Annotated in this window: 21 protein-coding genes; all 21 read left to right on the plus strand. The window is 38.0% G+C overall.

Annotation, left to right across the window (positions count from 1 at the left end; translation table 11 throughout):
• Positions 1-7 precede the first annotated feature (7 nt).
• The 21 genes from DWY63_RS10365 to DWY63_RS10465 all read left to right on the plus strand — a co-directional run bounded on the left by DWY63_RS10365 (position 8) and on the right by DWY63_RS10465 (position 22938).
• On the plus strand, positions 8-1489 hold the full coding sequence (locus tag DWY63_RS10365; protein WP_022461010.1) for a polysaccharide biosynthesis tyrosine autokinase: 1482 nt from the start codon (positions 8-10) through the stop codon (positions 1487-1489).
• Positions 1490-1501: 12 nt separating this feature from the next.
• Complete coding sequence (locus DWY63_RS10370) at positions 1502-2152, plus strand: sugar transferase (protein WP_227093694.1); 651 nt, start codon at positions 1502-1504, stop codon at positions 2150-2152.
• Between the two features lie 291 nt (positions 2153-2443).
• Positions 2444-3523, plus strand: coding sequence for a glycosyltransferase family 4 protein (locus DWY63_RS10375; protein ID WP_117509438.1), 1080 nt, complete (start codon positions 2444-2446; stop codon positions 3521-3523).
• A 294-nt stretch (positions 3524-3817) separates the two neighbouring features.
• Entirely contained in the window at positions 3818-4909 is a 1092-nt protein-coding gene (locus tag DWY63_RS10380; protein ID WP_117802037.1) for an EpsG family protein, read from the plus strand.
• A gap of 33 nt (positions 4910-4942) precedes the next feature.
• Positions 4943-5935, plus strand: a complete 993-nt coding sequence (locus tag DWY63_RS10385; protein WP_158568346.1) for a glycosyltransferase family 2 protein — start codon at positions 4943-4945, stop codon at positions 5933-5935.
• A complete protein-coding gene (locus DWY63_RS10390; protein WP_117802039.1) occupies positions 5932-6864 on the plus strand; it encodes a glycosyltransferase family 2 protein in 933 nt (310 codons plus the stop codon). The genes DWY63_RS10385 and DWY63_RS10390 overlap by 4 nt, the downstream gene beginning before the upstream one ends.
• Complete coding sequence (locus tag DWY63_RS10395) at positions 6861-7832, plus strand: DUF6625 family protein (protein WP_117802040.1); 972 nt, start codon at positions 6861-6863, stop codon at positions 7830-7832. The genes DWY63_RS10390 and DWY63_RS10395 overlap by 4 nt, the downstream gene beginning before the upstream one ends.
• Before the next feature lie 247 nt (positions 7833-8079).
• Complete coding sequence (locus tag DWY63_RS10400) at positions 8080-9222, plus strand: glycosyltransferase (protein WP_117802041.1); 1143 nt, start codon at positions 8080-8082, stop codon at positions 9220-9222.
• A gap of 1 nt (position 9223) precedes the next feature.
• Entirely contained in the window at positions 9224-9766 is a 543-nt protein-coding gene (locus tag DWY63_RS10405; protein WP_117802042.1) for an acyltransferase, read from the plus strand.
• Positions 9766-10779 (plus strand): glycosyltransferase family 2 protein, encoded by a 1014-nt coding sequence (locus tag DWY63_RS10410; RefSeq protein WP_117802043.1) that lies wholly within the window; start codon positions 9766-9768, stop codon positions 10777-10779. Before DWY63_RS10405 ends, DWY63_RS10410 begins: the two co-directional genes overlap by 1 nt.
• A 10-nt stretch (positions 10780-10789) precedes the next feature.
• Entirely contained in the window at positions 10790-11758 is a 969-nt protein-coding gene (locus tag DWY63_RS10415; protein ID WP_117802044.1) for a glycosyltransferase family 2 protein, read from the plus strand.
• On the plus strand, positions 11755-12735 hold the full coding sequence (locus tag DWY63_RS10420; protein ID WP_117802045.1) for a capsular polysaccharide synthesis protein: 981 nt from the start codon (positions 11755-11757) through the stop codon (positions 12733-12735). Before DWY63_RS10415 ends, DWY63_RS10420 begins: the two co-directional genes overlap by 4 nt.
• Positions 12736-12753: 18 nt before the next feature.
• Positions 12754-13557, plus strand: coding sequence for a glycosyltransferase family 32 protein (locus DWY63_RS10425; RefSeq protein ID WP_117802046.1), 804 nt, complete (start codon positions 12754-12756; stop codon positions 13555-13557).
• Between the two features lie 5 nt (positions 13558-13562).
• On the plus strand, positions 13563-14447 hold the full coding sequence (locus DWY63_RS10430; protein WP_158568347.1) for a glycosyltransferase family A protein: 885 nt from the start codon (positions 13563-13565) through the stop codon (positions 14445-14447).
• Positions 14448-14522: 75 nt separating this feature from the next.
• Entirely contained in the window at positions 14523-14867 is a 345-nt protein-coding gene (locus DWY63_RS10435; protein WP_117802048.1) for a transposase, read from the plus strand.
• Positions 14868-15404: 537 nt separating this feature from the next.
• On the plus strand, positions 15405-16562 hold the full coding sequence (locus tag DWY63_RS10440; protein WP_117802049.1) for a polysaccharide pyruvyl transferase family protein: 1158 nt from the start codon (positions 15405-15407) through the stop codon (positions 16560-16562).
• Positions 16563-16572: 10 nt separating this feature from the next.
• The gene (locus DWY63_RS10445; RefSeq protein ID WP_117802050.1) at positions 16573-18096 is read left to right on the plus strand and encodes an oligosaccharide flippase family protein; all 1524 of its coding nucleotides are present in this window, start codon (positions 16573-16575) and stop codon (positions 18094-18096) included.
• A 13-nt stretch (positions 18097-18109) separates the two neighbouring features.
• Positions 18110-19288: a Coenzyme F420 hydrogenase/dehydrogenase, beta subunit C-terminal domain gene (locus DWY63_RS10450; RefSeq protein WP_022461042.1), complete on the plus strand. Its 1179-nt coding sequence runs from the start codon at positions 18110-18112 to the stop codon at positions 19286-19288.
• Positions 19289-19313: 25 nt separating this feature from the next.
• On the plus strand, positions 19314-20198 hold the full coding sequence (locus DWY63_RS10455) for a metallophosphoesterase (protein WP_022461043.1): 885 nt from the start codon (positions 19314-19316) through the stop codon (positions 20196-20198).
• Positions 20199-20364: 166 nt separating this feature from the next.
• Positions 20365-22137 carry an NTP transferase domain-containing protein gene (locus DWY63_RS10460; protein ID WP_117760631.1) on the plus strand — a complete coding sequence of 591 codons (1773 nt, stop codon included), beginning with the start codon at positions 20365-20367 and terminating at the stop codon, positions 22135-22137.
• A 12-nt stretch (positions 22138-22149) separates the two neighbouring features.
• Positions 22150-22938, plus strand: coding sequence for an NTP transferase domain-containing protein (locus DWY63_RS10465; protein ID WP_243001878.1), 789 nt, complete (start codon positions 22150-22152; stop codon positions 22936-22938).
• Positions 22939-22959 lie beyond the last annotated feature (21 nt).

Raw genomic sequence — 22959 nt, forward strand, 5'->3', positions numbered from 1 at the left:
AAAGAGCATGAGCAGAGAAACGTATGAAACCTATTCGGCGGAACCGGAGAAAATCGATCTGATCGCCTTTCTGGCAGAATATTTCCAGGCATTCCGAAAATTCTTTTTGGGCGTGCTGATTCTTGTGATCCTCATGGGAGGCGGCTCCTTTCTGACGGCAAAGCTGCGGTATCAGCCCATGTATGAGGCATACACCTCATTTGTGGTCGGATCAAACCGCGCGGTCGGCTATTCCTATTATGACAATGTGACGGCGCAGCAGCTTGGAAAAACCTTTCCTTATATCGTAACAAGCGGTGTATTAAAGGATGTTGTGGCACGGGATCTTCAGGTGGGAGCAGTGACATCCCAAATTGAGGCGAGTGTGATGGAAAACACCAACCTGTTCACGATTCGCGTCAAAGATTCTTCACCGGATACGGCATATCGCGTACTTCAGTCCGTCATAACCAATTATCCGGAGGTAGCAGAGTACATAATCGGTGCGACAACGCTGACGGTGGTAGACGACAGCGGCGTACCGGTATCCCCGATCAACAGCCAGGATGCGGTATATGCCGGAATGATCGGAGCAGCGGCGGGACTTGCCGTTGCACTGCTTTTGATTTTCATCTATGTGAGAACAAGAAAAACAATTCGCCAGGCAGAGGACGTGAAAAAGCTGACGAACGCAACGTTCCTTGGAAATCTGCCGGAGGCGAAAATTAAGAAACGAAGCAACGTAAAAGAACAGACCATCACGATCTGTAACCCCAAAGTGCCGGATTCCTTCAAAGAAGCGATGCAGCTCATCCGGACAAGAACAGAGGACGGGCTTGGAAAAGCCGACTGCCCGGTTCTGCTTGTGACAAGCTCTGTGCCGGGAGAGGGAAAGACAACCGTTGCCGTGAATCTCGCAGAAGCATTCGCAAAGAAAAAATACCGCGTAGTGCTGCTGGACGGAGATCTGCGAAATCCGTCGGTATTGAAGTGTATCGGACTTTCCGAGCGGAAGGGACGTGGAATCATAGGAGTGCTGAAAGGACAGATCAGCCTGGATGAGGCACTTACCGATTATCGGGATCTGTCGCTGAAAATTCTGCCGGGTGTCGGAAGTACACAAAATCCGGCCGGCCTGCTGCGTTCCGCGCGGATGAAAACGCTGATCGAAGAATTGAAAGAGGATGCGGATCTTCTGATTATTGATACGCCGCCGTGCGGAGTACTGTCGGATGCATCCCTTTTGGGCGGAATCGCAGATTCTGCAGTTCTTGTCGTACACCAGGGAACTACCAAGGACCGTGAAGTACAGCGGGCACTGGAATTCTTCGAGGATTCGCAAATTCCGGTCTGCGGCTATGTACTGAACGGCGTGCCGGAGGGTGCGACAGGCTACGGATACAGCACCTATGGCGGTTATGGCTACGGAAAATATGGTTATGGTTACGGAAAGTACGGCTATGGAAAAGAAAAAGAAGGCCGGAAAAGTAACCAGTCGGTGAAAGAATAGGGGGAAGAAAACATGAGGGAATCTGGAATTTATCAAATGTATCTGAAAAATCTGCTGGACCGGCTGCTTGCACTGGTTGGAACGGCAGCACTGTCGTGGTTGCTGATTTTGCTTGGCATAGCGATCCATCTCGATTCGCCGGGACCGATTTTCTTCCGGCAGAAGCGGGCAGGAAAGAACGGCACGTATTTTTACATATATAAATTCCGCACGATGCGTATCGATACCCCACATGATATGCCGACCCATATGCTGAATAATCCCGATCTTTTCATCACAAGAGTCGGACGGTTTCTCCGGAAAACATCCCTCGATGAGCTGCCACAGCTCTTTAATATCCTGAAGGGCGATATGGCGCTGGTTGGCCCGCGTCCGGCACTCTGGAATCAGTATGACCTCCTTGTGGAGCGTGAGCAGTACGGCGCAAACAGCGTCCGTCCGGGTCTTACCGGATGGGCACAGATCCATGGACGGGATGAGCTGCCGATCCGGCAAAAAGCTGAACTGGATGGATATTATGTGCACCATATCCAGCTCAAAATGGATCTGGAATGTCTCTGGAGAACAGCAGGAGCCGTACTGCGGCAGGATGGAATTCACGAAGGCAGACTGGAAAAACAGCAGATGAAGGGTGCAAAAGAGGTTGTGAAGGTTGGAAAATAGAAGAAGATAAAAAAGATAGAAAAAGACAGAGAAAGATAGAAAAACAGCAAAAGATAGAAAAAGTAGTAAAAGACAGCAAAAGATAGAAAAAATAGCAAAGATAGCAAAAGATAGGAAGAAACGGGCAGGATGTTTTTGGGAAGGAAAGCATGCTGCCTCGTTTTACATAGAAGCTGGAAAATAATGAGAAAAGTAATTGCATATTGATTGAAAGATGATATAATTTATAAAGAAAATAATGAAATTAGTAATGAAACAATGCGGAATATTACACCGAAACAGGAAAGAAAAATGAAAAAACGAATTCTAATTGTAACCAATCATTCGTATATGTTCTGGCAGTTTCGCAAAGAATTGGTGGAAGCCTTGCAGAAAGAGCATGAAGTGATTCTTGCCATGCCATTTGTCGGGCATGAAGAAGATTTTCGGAAAATGGGAATCGAGTGTATTCCCGTATCCATGAACCGACGTGGCGTGAATCCTTTTGCCGAGGCAAAGCTGTTGCGGGACTATAAGCGGCTTCTGCAAAAAATCAGCCCGGACTTTGTGCTTACATATTCCATTAAACCAAATATCTATATGGGTCTGCTCTGCAGTTGCAAAAAGATTCCCTATTATGCCAACGTACAGGGACTTGGAACTGCATTCCAAAAACCAGTACTGGCCGGATTTGTTACGGTACTGTATCGAATCGCTTTCCGAAAAGTAAAATATGTCTTTTTTGAAAATAAAGAAAACGCCCGCGAATTTGGCGAACGAAACATCGTATCGGCAGATCGTCAGGTTGTTCTGCCCGGTGCGGGAATTAACCTGGAAAAATACAAAATGGAACCTTACCCGAATCACAGCCGTGTCCATTTTCTGTATCTCGGACGAATCATGAAAGAAAAAGGAATAGAAGAACTCTTTTATGCCGTTCGGCGGCTGAAAGAAGAAAACGAAGACTTTGTCCTTGATCTGGCCGGATTCTTTGAAGATATCTACAAAAAGCAGGTAGAAGAACTGGAACAGCTTGGAATCGCCCATTTTTACGGCTTTCAGTCAGACCCGCGCCCATTTTATGCAGAAGCAGACTGTGTCGTTCTTCCCAGCTATCATGAAGGCATGAGCAACGTCCTCCTGGAAGCAGCGGCAACCGGCCGCCCTGTTATCACAAGCAATATCCCGGGCTGCCGGGAAAGCGTAGAAAATGGAAAAAGCGGTCTGCTGGTTGAAGTAAAAAACAAAGAGATGCTGTATCAGGCAATGAAAAAGATGCTGCATTGCAGCAGAGAAGAACGGGAAAAAATGGGTAAAGCAGGAAGAGAGAAGATGAAAAGAGAGTTTCGGAAGGAAGCTGTGGTGGAGAGAACGGTGAGGAGCCTGGAGTAAAAACAGGCAAAGACAAATCGGATCGGAAACTTACGAGGGAAATGGGAGTTGGAGAAAAGCTAAACGGATGATAGAGAGCAGCTTATAAATGCAGGTTCTTTGGGGAGGAGTAGTGCGAGGGATTGGACGTGTGCATATAAGCTGTTTTATATTTGAGGAATTGGGAAAGAGTAGGGACTTGAAAAAGAGTGAGGGGATTGGATTATAAAAGGGAACTGGAGAGAATGACATGACATTGACGAATTATCCCGTTAGCATTGCATAGTATAATTAAAACTATAAAGGAGAAATTGTATGTCACAATATATTTTTATATTGGTGTGGATTGCAGCAATGTTTTTTTTGAAGTCAGTAATGAGTGGTGGATATCGTGTAGAAAACATATTAGGTAAAAAAGAGTATAGGGTTTCGTGGGGATTTGCGGCGTTTGCTTTTTGTCCAGTTGTTATAATGGCAACATTTAGAGGGGATATGGGGGACAGCTATGCATATAAGACAATGTTTAGAAACTTGCCCAACACAATATCTGGTCTTTTAAACTATATCCCATCTGTAACAAAGGATAAAGGTTTTTCTGCATTAAGCGGTATTATAAAATGCATCTTTGGAAGTAATGATGTAGTATATTTCTGTGTGTTAGCAAGTATTCAAGCTATAATACTTGTTACGATTTATAGAAAGTATTCCACGAATTATTTGTTGTCTATTTTTTTGTTTATTGCGTCAACAGATTACTTATCATGGATGTTTAACGGTGTAAGACAGTTTGCCGCAGTAACGATAATTTTTGCATCAACAAAATTTATGTTAGAAAAAAAGTGGGTTCCTACTATTTTGATGATTTTACTTGCGTCTACAATGCATCAATCAGCGTTAGTGATGATACCTATTGTGATAATTGTGCAAGGTAAAGCATGGAATAAAAGGACGATTTTGTTTTTAAGTGCAGCATTAGTGGCGGTGACTTTTGTAAATCAGTTTACAAGTATACTGGATAATATGATGCAGGAAACGCAGTATGCAAACATGGTGAATGACTGGACCTTGTGGGGAGATGATGGAACTAATGTATTTAGGGTTTTAGTGTATTCTGTACCAACGATTTTGTCTCTTATTGGACTGAAATACATTCATTATGAAAATGATCCTGTAATCAATTTTTGTGCAAATATGTCAATTGTATCTACCGGATTATATATTATTTCCATGTTTACAAGTGGCATCTTTATTGGTCGTTTGCCAATTTATGCATCATTATATAATTATATTTTGTTGCCATGGGAAATAGATCATATGTTCACTAAAAAATCATCTAAAATCATGGGACTATTTATGGTGGTAGCGTATTTAGCGTTTTATTGGTATCAGGTTGTAATTACTTGGTGAAGAAAGATGAAATGCGATGAGAGGGATAAAGTTATGAATTATTGCCCCAAATTTACTGTTATTATACCTGTATATAATGTTGCTGCTTATTTAGCTAAATGCATTGATAGTGTTTTAAAACAGGAGTTCAAACAGTATGAAGTGATTTTGATTGATGATGGCTCAACAGATGAAAGTGGTACAATATGTGATAAATTTGCTGAACAAGATAAGAGAATAGTGGTCATTCATCAGAAAAACAAAGGATTATCTGCCGCAAGAAATATTGGAATAGAAAATGCGAAAGGAGAATACATATTATTTTTAGATAGCGATGATTATTGGCATGATAGTAGTGCGTTAAATATAATATATTCTCGATTGAACGTAAGTAATGCGGACATACTATCTTTTAATTACATGAAATTTTGTGATGATGTATTTGAAAAACCATATTTTAAACAAGATACTAATATGCCATTAGACAAACTGGAAAAGAATTCACTGGAATATCAAGTAGATCATGATTTATGGATTGCATGTGCTTGGAATAAAGTGATTAAAAGAGAATTATTTTATCAAGGGAAGCTATATTTTAATTTGGGAATTACATCCGAAGACATAGATTGGTGTTTGCGATTGGCGTTATATGCGGAAAAATTCGATTTTATCGCAAATGTGATTGTTTGCTACAGACAAAGAAAAACTTCAATTTCAAATAGTATTACAGTGCAAAAGATGGATATGCTTATTGATAATATTGAAGTTTGTTTGTCTTTGCTAGAAAAAGAACAAAAGATTCGAAAAATAGACATTTTAAAACCATATATAGGATATCAGTATGGAACTGCCATCTATTCAATGTCTTTTATTACCAATAAAAAAGAATACAATCGAATAATGAAAAGGTTGAACCAAAATAAGGATGTTTTAAGATGGTCAAAGAATCGAAAGGTTCAAATGCTTCAATTGGTAGATTATATAGGAGGAAATAAACTCTTAGTATTCTTATTAAGAATAAAAAACAGACTAAATAAGTTACAATGAAAGAATTAGAAAATATGAATTTAATTACAGTTTTTACACCTACATATAATAGAGCGTATTGCTTGAATAAATGTTATGAAAGTATGCAAAAACAATCTTGCAAAGCATTTGATTGGTTGATTGTTGATGATGGGTCAACAGATAATACAAAAGAACTTGTAGAAAAATGGATCAAACAAAAAACGGAGTTTAACATTCGATATATTTATAAAGAAAATGGAGGAATGCATACAGCGTATAATACAGCTTATGCGAACATAGATACAGAGCTTTCTGTGAATGTTGATTCAGATGATTATTTAACGGATACTGCTATTGAAGATATCTTATCATTCTGGAAAAAAAACAAGAGAGAGAATATTGGTGCAATATATGCATTAGATCAATATGAAGATGGTAATGTAGTAGGGACACCTTTTCCAAACGATTTAAAGGAATTCAAGGGGTGGGGATATAAAAATATAGTTTATTATAGTGGAGGAAAGAAAAAAGTCTTTCGAAATAGTGGTGATAAAAAGTTGATTGGTGTAACTTCTGTTATAAATAAATATCCGCCAATTCCAGTTTTTGAAGGTGAAAAATACCATAGTTTATATTATAAACAACATTTGTTGGAGAGAGATTACACTGTGTTAATTATGAATAAGCCGGTATGCGTGGTTGAATATATGAATGATGGAAGTTCAAAAAATATGTTTTATCAATATGTACGTAATCCTAAGGGATTTTGTAATGAACGTAGATATGTGATGAAATATGCACCTAGTTTTAAGCTAAAGATAGAGGCATGTATACATTATGTTGCAGAGAGTTTATTAGCAAAAGATTATTACTTCATAGGGCATTCAACAAATAGGCTTTTTACTTTAATTTCAGTAGTTCCAGGTGTGTTATTATATTTTATAATAAAAAGGAAAACAAAGAAATGAAAATTGCAATTATTATAGCATATTTTGGGAAATTGCCGGAGTATATACAATTGTTTTTGGATTCATGCAAACTTAATTATGGCTTTGAATGGCTGATTTTTTCAGATGATGATACAACTTATAACTATCCTAGTAATGTGCATCTGATTAAAATGAATTTCGGTGAGTGCAAAAAATTGATTCAGTCGAAGTTTGATTTTGAAATTACATTATCGAAACCGCAAAAGTTATGTGACTATAAATGTGCATATGGAGTGATATTTGAAGATTATATTCAGGACTACGATTGGTGGGGACATTGCGATTTAGACCAAATATTTGGGAATCTAAATATGTTTGTCACGGAGGATATGCTAAGAAAATATGATAAACTGTTTTCACTTGGACACTTGTCTTTATATAAAAACTCATATAAAAATAATAGAATTTTCATGGGAAAAATTGAAGGAAAGATCAGATATAAAGAAGTGTTTGTAACAGAACGAGGATGTGGATTCGATGAATGGCTGCCTGGAAATGTGAATGATATATATATGCAAACTAATAGTCCTATTATGCTAGAAAATATTGGTGCAGACATCAATCCTTATAAAACATCTTTCGAAACAGTTAGTTTTGATATTAATGAGCGATGCTACAAATCGAATCTTATTAGAAATTCTATATTTGAAGTAGCCAAGGGACATCTTTTTCAAATATATTCAGTTAATGGTGAGTTACATACAAGAGAGTTTCCATATGTTCATTTACAGAAAAGAAAGATGAGGGATTTGAGAAAAAATAAAAACTCTGATAATTACTATCTTATACCAAATTGCTTTATAGATAAGGATATTAATCCGAGTGTTTTATTGCGGGTATGTACGATATGGAGAGTATTCAATTATCAATTTTTTAGAGTGAAAATAAATAGTTTGAAATATAGATTTAAAAATTCTGATTGGAAGTTTACAAATGTATTTAAATAAGATCAAAACGGGATGAAATTTTTGAACTTTACAAACAAACATCTAAAGTGATTCATTTGTTTTGATTTGCTAAAGGCAGTAAGAAAAAAATAGAAATGGAAAATGAGATTGAAAAATCCAGCATATTTTGAATAGTATATAAAAATTTTAGTGACAAAGCGGAATATATCCATGAGTTTTTGCGTATGATCTGTTGGATATGGGAGTGCATATTATATAAATAAAAGTAAAGAGGAAGTAGAGGGTTATGAGTAACGACGGACATAGCAAAATTAAAATTTTGTTTGTGATTCATGATTTATCGGTTGGTGGCGCAGAAAAAGTACTAATTAACTTGGTAAACAATATGGATTATTTGAAATTTGATGTTACGGTACTTGCTTTGTTTGATGAAGGTGTTAATAAACAGTTTTTGAATTCTAAAATTAAATATCGTTACGCATTTAGACATGCGATTCGTGGAAATTCACATTATATGAAGTTGCTTTCTCCAAAACAACTTTACCGTTGGCTTGTATCGGATGAGTATGACATTGTGATTTCGTATTTAGAAGGGCCTTCGGCCAGAATTGTAGCAGGTTGTCCTAAAAACAAAACGAAGATTGTGTCTTGGATTCATTGTACATATCATAATAAAGAAGAATTGGCAAAATCATTTCGTGACATTAAAGAGGCGTACAAGTGTTACGAGAAGTCAGACAGAATGATTTTTGTGTCAGAGGAAGTAAAACAAGCTTTTATTAGATATTGTCCGATAAAATGTGAAACGCATGTATTATATAACACAAATGAATCTGAAAAAATCATTGTGAAAGCTGCTGAAAGGATAGAAGAAGACTTATTTAAAAAAAACACTTTTTTTTGGTGTGGCGTAGGAAAAATTGTTCCGAATAAAGGTTTTGATCGAATGATTAGGATTCAAAGACGTTTGCTCGAAGAAGGATATGACGTACAATTGTTGATTTTAGGCACTGGATGGCAACAAAAGGAATTAGAAAATTTGTGTGAGGAGAATGGTGTTTCAAATGCAGTTACTTTTTTGGGATATCAAACAAATCCATATAAATACGTTTCTAATTGTGATTTGTTTGTATGTGCTAGTTACGCAGAAGGTTTTTCTACTGCAACAACCGAAGCGTTAATTGTAGGAACACCAGTATGTACGGTGAATGTGTCAGGCATGAAAGAAATGCTTGGTGAAAATGATGAGTTTGGCGTTATAGTGGAGAATAATGAAGAAGCTTTGTATTCGGGAATTAAAAAATTAATGGATAATCCAGAGTTGTTAAAGCACTATAAAAATATGTCAATTCAACGCGGAAAAGCGTTTAGCACAGCAGAAACAGTAAATGCTGTACAAAATATGTTGATTCGACTAATGGAGGAATAAGGTGAATTATCTAAAAGAGTTAATATATCGAATACGTGGTGAATATACAACGGAAAAGCTTATAAAAATGGGAATGAGAGTAGGTGAAAATTTTACTCGTCTGAATGATGTCATTCTTGATCCAGCACATTGTTGGTTAATTGAAATTGGTAATAATGTGACAATGGCACCTAGAGTACATGTGCTTTGCCATGATGCAAGTACAAAACAGTTTATCGGTTACACTAAAATAGGTGGGGTGAAGGTTGGAAATAATGTATTTGTAGGTGCGGACACGGTTATTTTGCCTAGTGTAACTATCGGAAATAATGTGATAATTGGTGCTCATAGCACAGTTACACATGATATTACGGACAATTCAGTAGTAGTAGGTTCACCAGCCAAGATTATTTGTTCATTGGATGAGTATTTAGGAAAAGAAAAAAAACGAATGAAAAACAGTAAGTGTTATGGAGAGGAATATACTTTAAGAAAAAATGTTTCTATGGAAATGAGAATGAAACAGAACGAAGAGCTGAAAGGTAAAATAGGGTATATTGACTGATGAGCAGTGTTTTAATATCAATTATAGTACCTGCGTACAACATTGAATCACATATTGGTCGTTGTTTGGATAGCATCCTTGCGCAGACGCATAAGAGGATAGAAATAATAATTGTAGACGATGGTTCGACAGATGGTACAGGAATAATAATTGATCAATATGCATCAATAGATCAGCGTATTATTCCAATCCATAAAGAGAATGGTGGGGTAACTAGTGCAAGAATTGATGGAATAAAAAAAGCATCAGGTGAATATCTGGGATTTGTGGATGGAGATGATTATATTGAACCAGAAATGTTTGAGAAACTGCTGGATAATGCGATAAAGTATGACGCTGATATTTCACATTGTGGATATCAAATGGTCTTTCCAGGTCGCGTAGAGTATTACTATAATACAGGGCGAATTGTGCAGCAGGATAAAATAGCTGGTTTAAAAGATCTGTTGTCAGGTTCATTCATTGAGCCTGGTTTGTGGAACAAACTTTATCATAAGAAATTGTTTTATACTTTATTATATGAAAATGTTATGCCAATGGATATAAGAATAAATGAAGATGTATTAATGAATTATTGGCTATTTAAAGCTGCAGATTCAGCAGTGTATGAAGATTTTTGTCCATATCATTATATTCTACGTAAAGATTCAGCTGCTACATCAATACTAAATGAGCATAAATTAAAAGATCCTGTGCGTGTGATGAGAATAATTCAACAAGATTCAAAGGATATTCCAGAAGTCAAAGAAGTTGTTGAGGAAAGACTGACAAGGCAGTTAATTGCTATATCTATCTTATCAGTTAAGAAACAAGGGGAGCTAATCAGACCTTTCCGAAAAGAAATTCGTAATGAATTAAGAACAAAATTAAAGTTGATTTTATCAAACTCTTATATGAGTAAATCAGTAAAGATAAGGGCAGGATGGGTCGTTTTATTTCCGGATAGTTATTGTTGGTTTCATACGTTATATGCCAAAATTACCGGCTTGGATAAGAAGTATAAGATAGAATAAGGAGATAAGGATGAAAGACCTGATCAGTGTTATAGTTCCTGTCTACAATGTAGAATCATATTTAAATAGGTGCATTGAATCACTTGTTCGACAGACGTACAAATATTTGGAAATCATATTAGTAGATGATGGATCACTGGATGGATGTCCCCATATATGTGACAAATGGAGCGAAAGGGATAATAGAATCCATGTGATACATAAAACGAATGGAGGATTATCCTCAGCAAGAAATGCAGGCTTAAAGGTTGCTAAAGGTGAATATATTGCATTTTTGGATAGTGATGATTGGATTCATACAAAATTTATAGAACATTTATACATAACAATAAAAGATTATAAAGTGGATATCGCAGCATGTGATATTTGCCAGGTATATACTGAAAAACAGGATGAGAAGATAAACAAACTATCGGTAAAGATATATTCAACCGAGGAAGCATTAGAAACGTTGATTAATGGTGAAACATTTAGAGCTGTTGCATGGAATAAACTATATCATAAAAATATGCTGATTGGTGAGCAATTCGAAACTGGACGTTATCACGAAGATGAATTTTTCACGTATAGAATTATGGCAAAAACCAATAAACTGGCTTATGTAGATGAGAAATTATACTATTACTTTCAACGTAAAGGTAGCATTATGAACTCTATATCTTATAAACATCTAGATGCGTTGGATGCATATTTGGAGAGAATTGCATATTTCAAAGACCTGTATCCCAAATTATATAAAATCGACAAAATGAGGTTTTGCATAGCATGTATATATTTTTATCAAGAAACCTTCAAGCTAAATGATAAAGAAAAAAGAGAGTGCAAGAATAGAATTAAGTCTAGTAGACATAGCATAAGATTTAATTGTTCTGAGTTAAAACAATACTCTTTAAAAGAAAGTATCAGTATAGTTGGCAGTCGTGTATGTATTGGATTATTGAGTCAGTTAATGTCATTAAAAAGGAATAAATTAAAATGAAAACGTTAACGTCAAGAATAAAAAGACGAGTTTTATTGCTTATTAATAATTTTAAATCAGATTGTGCCTTTTCGATATTGTATGCGCTATTAAGAGTTATGGATGAACTTTGTGGACGAGTTCACTTGAATAAACTTTCAAATATAGCACACGAAAAAAAAGATAAATGGATATTAAATTATTTGGAAAGACAATTGAGTGACTTGATCCAAAAATATAAAAACATTGATGATATAGGCGTGTTTGAAGAAAATGCACCTGTATGGGTTTGTTGGTGGACTGGTGTAGAAATGGCACCTGATTTAGTAAAGCAGTGTATAAAAAGTATTAGAAAACAAACTGGTTCTCATCCAGTACATGTTATTGACCAAAATTCATATTCGGTTTATATAGACATACCTGATTATATGATGCACAAAGTAAAAAATGGACAAATGGGAATAGCACATTTATCGGATTACATACGTGTTTCGTTGCTTGAAAAGTACGGTGGCTTATGGTTAGATTCTACAATATTTTGTGCATCTTCTTTGCCAGAATCATATTTCGAGTTGCCTTTTTTTACTTGTAAAAGTAATCCGACCTCTTGTGGTTATTTGTCACAAATGAGATGGACAACGTTTGTATTAGGGGGATGGAGAGGAAATGTTTTCTATCGATTTATAAAAGAAGCATTTGAAGAATACTGGTCACAAGAGCAAGCAGCAGTTGATTATTTGTTTTTTGATTATTTGATAGAAGTAGCAAGATGTGAAATTCCGGCAATATCTATGTTCCTGAAGAAAGTGCCAAATAACAATTTGCATAGAGATGATTTACAGGCTGCAATGAATCAGGCAATTGGTAGCGAAAATTTTGAACAAGTTATCAAATCTGATACTGTATTATATAAATTATCTTGGAGAGAAACGTATAGATTAAGAACAATTGATGGTAGTGAAAGTATTTATCAATATTTTTTAAACTATCATTTTTAGACAATAGGAAGGAAAAAGTTGATACCAAAAATAATTCATTATTGCTGGTTTGGGGGAAATCCCAAATCAAATCTTATAAAACAGTGTATTGATAGTTGGAAAAAATATTGTCCTGATTATCAGCTTATCGAGTGGAATGAGAGCAATTTTGATATAAATTGTAATCCATATGTGAAAGCAGCGTATGAAGATAAGAAATGGGCTTTTGTGTCAGATTATGTCAGACTGTACATTGTGTATAACCAGGGAGGAGTATATCTTGACACGGATGTATTATTGCATAACGGGATTGATGAATTGTTGAAAAATAGCTGTTGGATGGCGTCTGATGATGTGAGATATATAAGTACGGGGCTTGGCTTTGGCGCAGAAAAGGGAAATTGGTTAATTAAAGCAATAATGGAGGCATATGAAGGATATGAGTATCCTTCGGGGACAAATGTTACTCGTGATACTGTGGTTATTGAAAAACAACTATCAGAGTGGAAAAAAACTGATAGAACTCAGTTAGTAAATGGTATTATGTTAATCGGATTAAAAGATTATGGTAAGTATGCAACACATTTATATACATATACATGGGCAGATGACGAAGTACGGAAAAAAAGAGAAGCTGATATTATGGCGGATAAAAAGAAATCTAGTAGAACAAAAGTGATCTGGAAGATAAAAACCATATTGAGAAATCCTCGCTTTATTTCTTTTTTTGATGGTGTGAGAGGAACTAAAATAGATAAAGTATATACATTCATTGCGTATGATTTGTTGGATTATGGATTATTATATTTTGTTCAGAGACTTTTGAGAAAAATAAGGAAGTGATGATTGTGAATGTAGAGATAACTGTATTTACACCGACGTATAATCGTGCTTATATTATTAATCGATTATACGAGTCATTGCAAAGACAGGAAATTCATAATTTTGAATGGCTGGTTGTGGATGATGGATCTGTGGATGAAACAGAGGAGCTATTTAGAACATGGATGAACAACGAAAGTAAATTTCCTATTCGTTATTACAAAAAAAAGAATGGTGGAAAATGTAGAGCAATTAATTTCGCATTGGATCTTGCAAAGGGAAAATTGTTTTTTGTTGTTGATTCAGATGATTATTTGACAGATGATGCGTTGAAGAAAATAATTGCATGGGAAAAGTCATTACCAAAAGATGAAAAATACTGTGGTGTAGCCGGAAATCTTGGTATGAGTTCCAATTTTACACCGAACACATTGTTTGAAACAGATTATTATGATGGGACATTGCTGGATCGATACCGGAATATTGACGGAGAGAGAGCGTTGGCTTTTTTTACGGAGATTCATAAAAAATATAGATATCCAGAGTATTCCGGAGAAAAATTTATGACTGAAGCAGTAATATATAACAGAATGGCTAATGATGGATATAAGATGCGATTCTACAATGATATAGTTTGGATATATGAATATCGAAGTGATGGACTAACCAAGGCGGGTAATTCACTTTTTTTGAATAATCCAAGAGGGTATGGACTTTGGTTAAAAGAAAAAGCACTTTTTATGAATTTTTCTCTAATAAAAAGAATTAAAATGTATTATACTTTTTCATGCGATTTGATAGGTAAATATAGCACTAAAGTCATTGCTGAGTGTATAGGAGCTCCAGTTGTAATGATTAGAGCATTGATTTCAATACATACGTTAGGTGCGTTAATTAGAAGAAAAAGATAGAGCAAAGCCCTGGTTGAAGTTGCGCACAACAGTGTTGGACTTAACGGAAAAATTGAAACAAAAAGTGAATTGTATATGCTGCTTGAAGAGCAGCGATTATGGACTTCGCAGTTGGAAGCCATCAAAAAAGTACTTGAGGAAATAATCCGAAGAGTATCGTATGTGGAGAAGTTATTCGCCATTAAAAGAGTAGGAAGCATCACAATAGCAGGATTCATAGCTGAGGTGGGTGATATCAGACGTTTTGATTCACCGAAACAGATCCAGCATAAAGGGAGAACCCGGATTAGCAAACGCGGGAGAAGAAAACACAGAAAGATCTGGTATCAGGTAATGGTATCGTTGCTTGCAAGAAACAAGGAGTTCCGTGGAATTTATGATCATTATGTAATCTGTGTAAAGAATCCGTTGAAACGGTGACAGGAAAAGGTTGCTGTCAGCGGTAAATTGATCCGTGTATTTTATGCGAAAATGATGTCAGATATCCATCAGGAAGGCAACTTTATAGCCGCTTGAGCAAGAAGTACTGTAAACAGGAAAGCGTCCGCCATCAATGGTGCTGTGAAACAGGAATGCAAAAAATATGAGAAAAAGTAGAGCCAGTAGCTGCATTGACATTTTTTATAGGGCAACGACCCTGCTAAAGGAGCATGAGCAGCACACAACTATGGATAAGGAGAACGAAGAAATTTAGGATCCGTCAGATGGCGGTGATTCTAGTAGACATGAGAGGTTAGTTACTGTAGGTGAAGGTGGGGAACAGGAAGGCCTTCATAAAAAGAAGCAAAGATGTTTTAGTTCTTGTATCTAAAATTATCAGAAATGGACTCCATGAAGTCACTTCATATCCAGAAAACTCTATTTTGGAGATATATGTAACTTATTAACTGTTCATCAAATCCAGTAAAATCAAGGCGTTTTGTTGAACGTGCACTAAAAAGAACAGAGAGAGATCAAATGATTAATTTATATCTTCATGCGGGAAGCGATAATCATGGATGTGAAGCTATTGTTCGTTCTACCGTAAGCATATTAAATGAAAAAAGTAGACTATACTCATTAAATGCGGATAAAGACTTGAAATATGGATTAGATACAATATGCGATATAAAGAGAGATACGGTAACGGTATATCCCAAGAAGAGTTTGAAATGGTTTATTTCTGCAGCCCAGACAAAAATTAGTGGAAAAATAGATTTAGCTGTCAAAATTCAAAGGAAAGAGTTGCTTAAAAATATTATATCCAAAGAAATTTTTCTTTCGATAGGTGGAGATAATTATTGCTACCCAGGAACAGATGTTTTGGCAGCGGTCAATAGAAATATAAAGAAAAAAGGTGCCAAGTTAGTTCTTTGGGGATGTAGTGTTGAACCAAAACTGCTTAAAAATCCAGAAATTGTAGCAGATTTAAAAGAATTTGATTTGATTACAGCAAGAGAGTCAATTTCTTATAATGCATTAAAAACAATTAATATTAACACTGTAAAGGTTGCAGATCCGGCATTTACACTTCCTAAGAAGTTGTTATCTCTACCAGATAATTGGTTAGAAAGAAACATGGTTGGAATAAATGCTAGTCCATTGATTCTTCAGAATGGAAAAGATTCAAATACTGTTTATATGGCATATAGAATGCTTATTCAAGAAATTCTTGATCATACAGATTGTGGAGTTGCACTGATCCCACATGTGGTATGTGATGGTAATAATGATTTGGAAGTGCTTGCGCAACTCTATGATGAATTTAAAGATAATGATAGAATCATGCTAATTGGAGATCATAACTGCATGGAACTGAAAGGATATATTGCACGTTGTCGATTTTTTGTTGGTGCAAGAACGCATGCTACTATTGCTGCATATTCTTCTTGTGTGCCCACACTGGTATTAGGATACTCAGTTAAATCGCGTGGCATTGCGAGAGATTTATTTGGCAATGAAGAAAACTACGTTTTACCAGTGCAATCGTTACAAGAACCAGATGAATTGACAAAGCATTTCAGATGGCTTGTAGGGCATGAAAAAGAAATAAAAGATCATTTAGAAAAAATTATGCCGGAATATATTTCGAAAGCATATTCAGGGAAAATGGCACTGGATAAATTAGTTCGATGAGGTGAATGCAGTGCAAAAAAATGAGTTGAAATCGGGAGTGATTTTGTCGTACATTAACTTGGGGCTTGGCACAGTTATTCCTTTTATATATACACCAATTATGCTCCGAATGTTAGGACAAGCAGAATATGGTTTATTTTCGCTTGCTTCGTCCGCCGTTTCTTACTTATCATTATTGAGTTTTGGATTCGGAAGTACTATTATTAGGTATATTTCTAAATATCGTGCAGAGAAAGATAAAAAATCAGAAGAAAAGGCATTTGGTTTTTTCTTAATTTTATACTGTGTATTAGCTTTGCTAGTTCTATTATGTGGGGCAATCATTGCAAATAATGTTGAAGCAATATTTCAAAAAGGATTATCAGCTAATGAATTGAAAAAAATGAAAGTTCTGGTAATGATAATGACATTTAACTCAGCATTATCATTTCCAAACAGTGTCTTTTCATCAATGATAACAGCGAATGAGAAGTATATCTTTAGAAAACTTGTTGATATGTTTTCAACTGTATTAGCTCCACTGGCAAATTTAGTTGCGTTGTATTTGGGGTACGCTTCTGTAGGAATGGCAACAGCGGCAACCGTGGTTCAATTTTTGATGCTCCCTGTGAATATTTATTATTGTCTTAGAAAGTTACATATTAAACCAGTTATAGAAAAACTTCCAATAGCACTAATTAAAGAAATGTTAGGATTTTCGGTGTTTGTTTTTATTGGTTCGATTGTAGATATGTTATTCTGGGCTACTGATAAAGTTATTTTAGGAATGTTATCCGGGAGTGTCGCTGTTGCAATTTATAATGTGGGCGGTACTTTTAATAATATGGTTATGAATTTGTCAACATCAATATCTGGAGTATTGACACCTAGAGTGACGGGGATGGTCGTAAAAGATGCATCCAAGGATGAATTAACGAATTTGTTTATTCGAGTTGGAAGATTACAGTTTATTGTAATTGCTTTGATAGTGTCTGGTTTTACTGCTTTTGGACAAGCTTTTATTACATTATGGGCTGGAAAGGATTATCATGACGCATATTGGGTTGCTATTTTGACAATGTTTCCTCTGTGCGTTCCGTTGATTCAAAACATTGGTTTAACGATTGTTACTGCTCAGAATAAGCATCAGTTTAGATCCATCATATACATGATTATTGCAATACTTAATGTAGTGACAACTTATATTGCGGTTCCATATTGTGGCATTTTGGGGGCGGCTACTTGTTCTTGTTTTGCATATATCCTAGGACAAGGTATTGTGATGAATATTTACTACTACAAAGTGACAGGATTGGATATTCCTTTGTTCTGGAAAAATATTTTAAAAATGGCCATTGTTCCAGGAATAATGATGTTTAGTGGTTTACTGATAAATAGAATATATGAAATTGATAACTGGATTATTTTTTTGATCGGGATAATTGTTTTTACTGGCATCTATATTGTGTTAATGTATGAAGTTTCATTTAATGAATATGAAAGAAGTATTTTTAGAGAACCATTGAAGAGGATAATCAAAAGAATCAAGGGATAAGAAGGTGAAAACTATGCCCAAACTTGCCGAGAAGAACCAATGCACAGGTTGCACTGCCTGTGTAAGCATTTGTCCACGGAACTGTATTCAGATGAAAAAAGATAATGCAGGATTTGAGTTTCCGGTAATTATGGAGCGGTCTGCGTGTATTGCTTGTGGGGCTTGTGAAAGAGTATGTCCCGTGTTAATGAAGAAAAAAGATGATGAAAACCTATCAACGTCTGCATATGCGGCATTCTCTAACAATAATGCACTTCGACTGGAGAGTTCCTCCGGTGGAATTTTCTCTGAGTTAGCAGCTACCATTTTACAGCGAGGCGGAGTGATCTATGGTGCAAGCTATGATGACGAAGGCGTAGTCAGACATATTGAGATAAAAGAGCAAACGGAACTCGGTAAACTACGAGGAGCGAAATATTCGCAAAGTATTTTAGGAGACAGCTTTTTAAGCATAAAAAAACAACTGGATTCCGGACGAATAGTGTTGTTTTCAGGTACACCTTGTCAGGTAGCCGGATTGAAAGCCTTTTTAAAACGAGATTATGAGAATTTGGTCTGCATAGATTTTGTATGTCATGGAGTACCGTCTCCGATGGTATGGGAAAAATATGTAAAGTATCGATCTCTAACGGATAATAGTGATTCATTTCCACAGCATATAAATTTGCGAAATAAGGAAAGTGGTTGGAGTCATTACGCATACTCGGTTAAATTTGCTTATGCAGACAAGAAACGCTATTTATGTAAAAATGGTGATGATCCCTTCATGCAATTATTTGTAAAAGATTATATTTTGCGGGAATCTTGTAGTAGCTGTCATTTTAAAGGATATCATCGTGTTAGTGATATAACATTAGGCGATTTCTGGGGAATATGGAATATTAATCCCAAAATGGACGATAATAAAGGAACATCTCTTATATTAACGCATACTGCAAAAGGCGAAAAAATGATGAACGCAGTTTCTGAAAACATAAAATGTGAACAAGTTTATTTGGAACAGGCGGCAAGAGAAAATCCATCGTTATTGAGATCATCAGTTCATAAACAAAATAGAGATATTGTTTTAAAAACTATTGAAAGCGAAAATTTTCAGGAAATATTGCCATTACTTCAAGTAAAACAACCACAAAGGCGAAGTAAGAAGGAAATAATTAAGCGTGTACTCAAAAAGCTGTGTGGGTTAGGATGAGTCACGATAACGGAGGACATTATCAATGAAATGGTTACGGCAGCACAAATGGACGCTCATTATCAGCGTACTTCTATTCCTCGGAATCACAACCTGCCAAAACCTCGATCAATCGAAACACTCCCTAAGCTACTCTTCCTATCAGATCCCCTCCGACAAAATCGACACCCAAATCCGGATTGTGCAGCTGACGGATCTGCACAACAGCGAGTTTGGAGAAGACAATCAGGAGCTGATTGACCGGATAGCAAGTCAGTCACCCGATCTGATTCTGCTTACGGGGGATCTGTTAAATTCCGGAGAGCCTGTCACAGAGATTGCTACCAATTTAATTTCTTCTCTCTGTGAGATTGCTCCCGTCTACCTGTCCCTGGGAAATCATGAGATAGAATACCAGGACAATTTTGGCACAGATATCACACAACTGTATCAGGACGCCGGTGCTATTGTTCTGGAGCACCAATACCGGGATATCACTGTAAAAGGCCAGTCTCTTCGCATCGGCGGCATTTACGGTTACTGTCTGCCGGACAAATACCTGGAAACGGAAGAAGCTGATCTTAGCGAATGCATGTTTTTATGGGATTTTGAGAATACCGACCGTTACAAGATTTTGCTTAGTCATCTTCCGATTGCCTGGCTGAAAAATGATGCCCTGGAGGAATGGAACGTGGACTGCGTGTTTTCCGGCCATCTTCACGGAGGGCAGGTCATTTTACCTGGGATCGGCGGTGTATATGCGCCGGATATGGGCTGGTTTCCGGGACGGCTGAAGGGTGTTTTTGATTCAGAGGATGGAAAACGGCATCTGGTTCTGTCCGCGGGGCTTGGAAATACGGAGGTGATTCCGCGGTTCAACAATATTCCGGAGATTGTCTGCGTGGATCTTGTACCGGAAGGAGGATGGTGAAAAAACTTGCACATGGATTAGGGCTGCGAATGTTACGGTTCGCGGGGAACCAGTGAACCGTAACTTAATCTGGGCATATTGGTTCACAGGATCGGCTGGCAGCTTGACATGCCGCCGGTCCTGTATTATAATAACGATGTTCACGAAAACGAAAGGAAAGATGTACATGAACAAACAGGAATCGGATATTTTGAACGTGATCCTGCAATACCACTGCCGGAACCAGCGTGCGCTGGCGGAGCGGTGTGGGTTTTCACTGGGAATGGTAAACCGTTCGGTGAAAGCGCTGCAGGGGCAGGGTTTTTTAACAACAGATATGGAGCTGACGGAAAAAGCCAGGCTTGAGATGGCAAAGCATCGCCCGAAAAACGCGGTGATTCTGGCTGCCGGATATGGAATGCGGATGGTGCCGATTAATATGGAAACGCCGAAAGGACTTTTGGAAGTAGAGGGGGAACCGCTGATCGAGCGGCTGATCCGTCAGCTTCATGCGGTAAAGGTGAAGGAAATTTATGTTGTCGTTGGTTTTAAAAAGGAACAGTACGATTATCTGGTTGACCGGTATGGCGTGAAGCTGGTTGTCAATATGGAGTATGCAGAGAAAAACAACCTGCATTCCCTGGCAAAGGTATTGCCGCAGCTTGGTGAAACGTATCTTATGCCGTGCGACCTCTGGTGCCGGGAAAATCCGTTTTCGGAGTATGAGTGGTATTCCTGGTATCTGGTGAGCGATGCAAAAGATCCAGACAGTACGGTTCGTGTGAGCCGGAAGTGGGAGCTTGTGCCCTCAGGCGGGGAAAAAGAAGGAAATCATATGATCGGCATCAGCTATCTGACGGATTCTGTGGCACAGTCGATGGCGCGGCGAATCGAAACGATGGTACAGGATCGCCGGTATGACCATGTTTTCTGGGAGGATGCCCTTTTTGCGGAAAACGGAATGCCGGTGCAGGCAAAGCTTGTCCCGGAAGGAGCTGTGGTGGAGATCAATACCTACGAGCAGCTGCGGGAACTGGATGAAAATTCGGATCAGCTGAAGTCGGATGCGATGGCAGAAATTGAACGGGTGCTTTCGGTTTCCGGTGAGGAGATTACGGGAATTGAGGTCCTGAAAAAGGGAATGACAAACCGTTCGTTTTTATTCCGCTGTCGCGGCGGGCGGTATATTATGAGAATTCCGGGGGAAGGCACGAGTCTTCTGATCAACCGCAGGCAGGAGGCGGCGGTATATCGGACACTGGACGGAAAGGGCATCTGCGATGAAATCGTGTCGATCAATCCGGAAAACGGCTATAAGATTACGAAATACCTGGAGGGTGCGCGTGTCTGCGATCCGGAAAACCCTGAGGATGTGCAGGCCTGTATGAAAAAGCTCCGTTCCTTCCATGAGGAGCATCTGAGCGTGGAGCATACGTTTTCGCTGTTTGACCAGATCGCATACTATGAAAGTCTGTGGGAGGGAGAACCGTCTGTTTATCGGGATTACAGCACGACGAAAGCGCATGTGCTGGAGCTTGAGGCTTATCTGGAAGCGCAGCCGAAGGTGTGGACGCTGACGCATATTGATGCGGTGCCGGACAATTTTCTGTTTGTGGAGAAAAACGGCGGAACGGAAATTCGTCTGATTGACTGGGAATATGCGGGCATGCAGGATGCACATGTGGATCTGGCGATGTTCTGCATTTACGCCATGTATGACCGTCCGCAGGTGGATGCGCTGATCGACAGTTATTTTACGGAAGGCTGTCCGCAGGAGGTGCGCACGAAAATTTATGCATACATTGCGGTGTGCGGGCTTTTATGGAGCAACTGGTGTGAGTACAAGAGCCGGTTAGGCGTGGAGTTTGGCGAGTATTCGCTGAAACAGTACCGATATGCTAAGGATTACTATAAACTTGTTAAGCAGGAGCTTGCCAAAAGCAAAGGTCAGGAAGAATAAGAGGGTGGAAGAATGAAAGCGATGGATGTGGGGCAGAGACCGGGAAGTGAAATTCAGCAGAAAAATCATGTAGAACGTGCAATTATCATGGCGGCGGGAACGGGAACGCGGATGCGGCCGGTAACGCTTACTACGCCGAAACCGCTGATCCGTGTGAAGGGTGTCCGCATGATTGATACGGTGATTCAGGCGCTGCATGAAAATGGAATTTATGAGATTTATGTAGTAGTGGGATATCGGAAAGAGCAGTTTGCGTGCCTTACCGCAGAATATAAAGGTGTGACACTGATCGAAAATCCATACTGGGATTCCTGCAATAATATTGCATCGCTCTATGTGGCGCGGGAACAGTTGGAAAATGCAATGATTCTGGATGGGGATCAGATTATATACAAAAAAGAAATTCTTGCACCGGAATTTACGCATTCTGGCTACAATGCTGTCTGGACGGACGAAAAGACTGATGAATGGCTGATGCAGGTGAAGGATGGAATCGTGTGTTCCTGTAGCCGGACCGGCGGTAAGGGCGGCTGGCAGCTCTTCAGTGTATCACGTTGGAACCGGGAGGACGGAAAGCGGCTGAAACGCCACCTGGAACTGGAATTTGAAAAAAAACAGAACCGCCAGATTTACTGGGATGATGTGGCGATGTTCTGTCATTTTGAAGAATATGAGCTTGGCATTTATCCTATGCAGGAAGGCGATCTGATTGAGATTGATGATTTCTCGGAACTCTGCGATCTGGATCCGTCTTACTGCGGATATGAGGCACAGGGGCAGGAAAAATCAGAAGAAAAATAAGCTGGATCGGGCAGTATAGCA

The organism is Blautia sp. AF26-2 (genome assembly GCF_003460955.1).
In the GTDB taxonomy this organism is placed as follows: Bacteria; Bacillota; Clostridia; order Lachnospirales; family Lachnospiraceae; genus Fusicatenibacter; species Fusicatenibacter saccharivorans.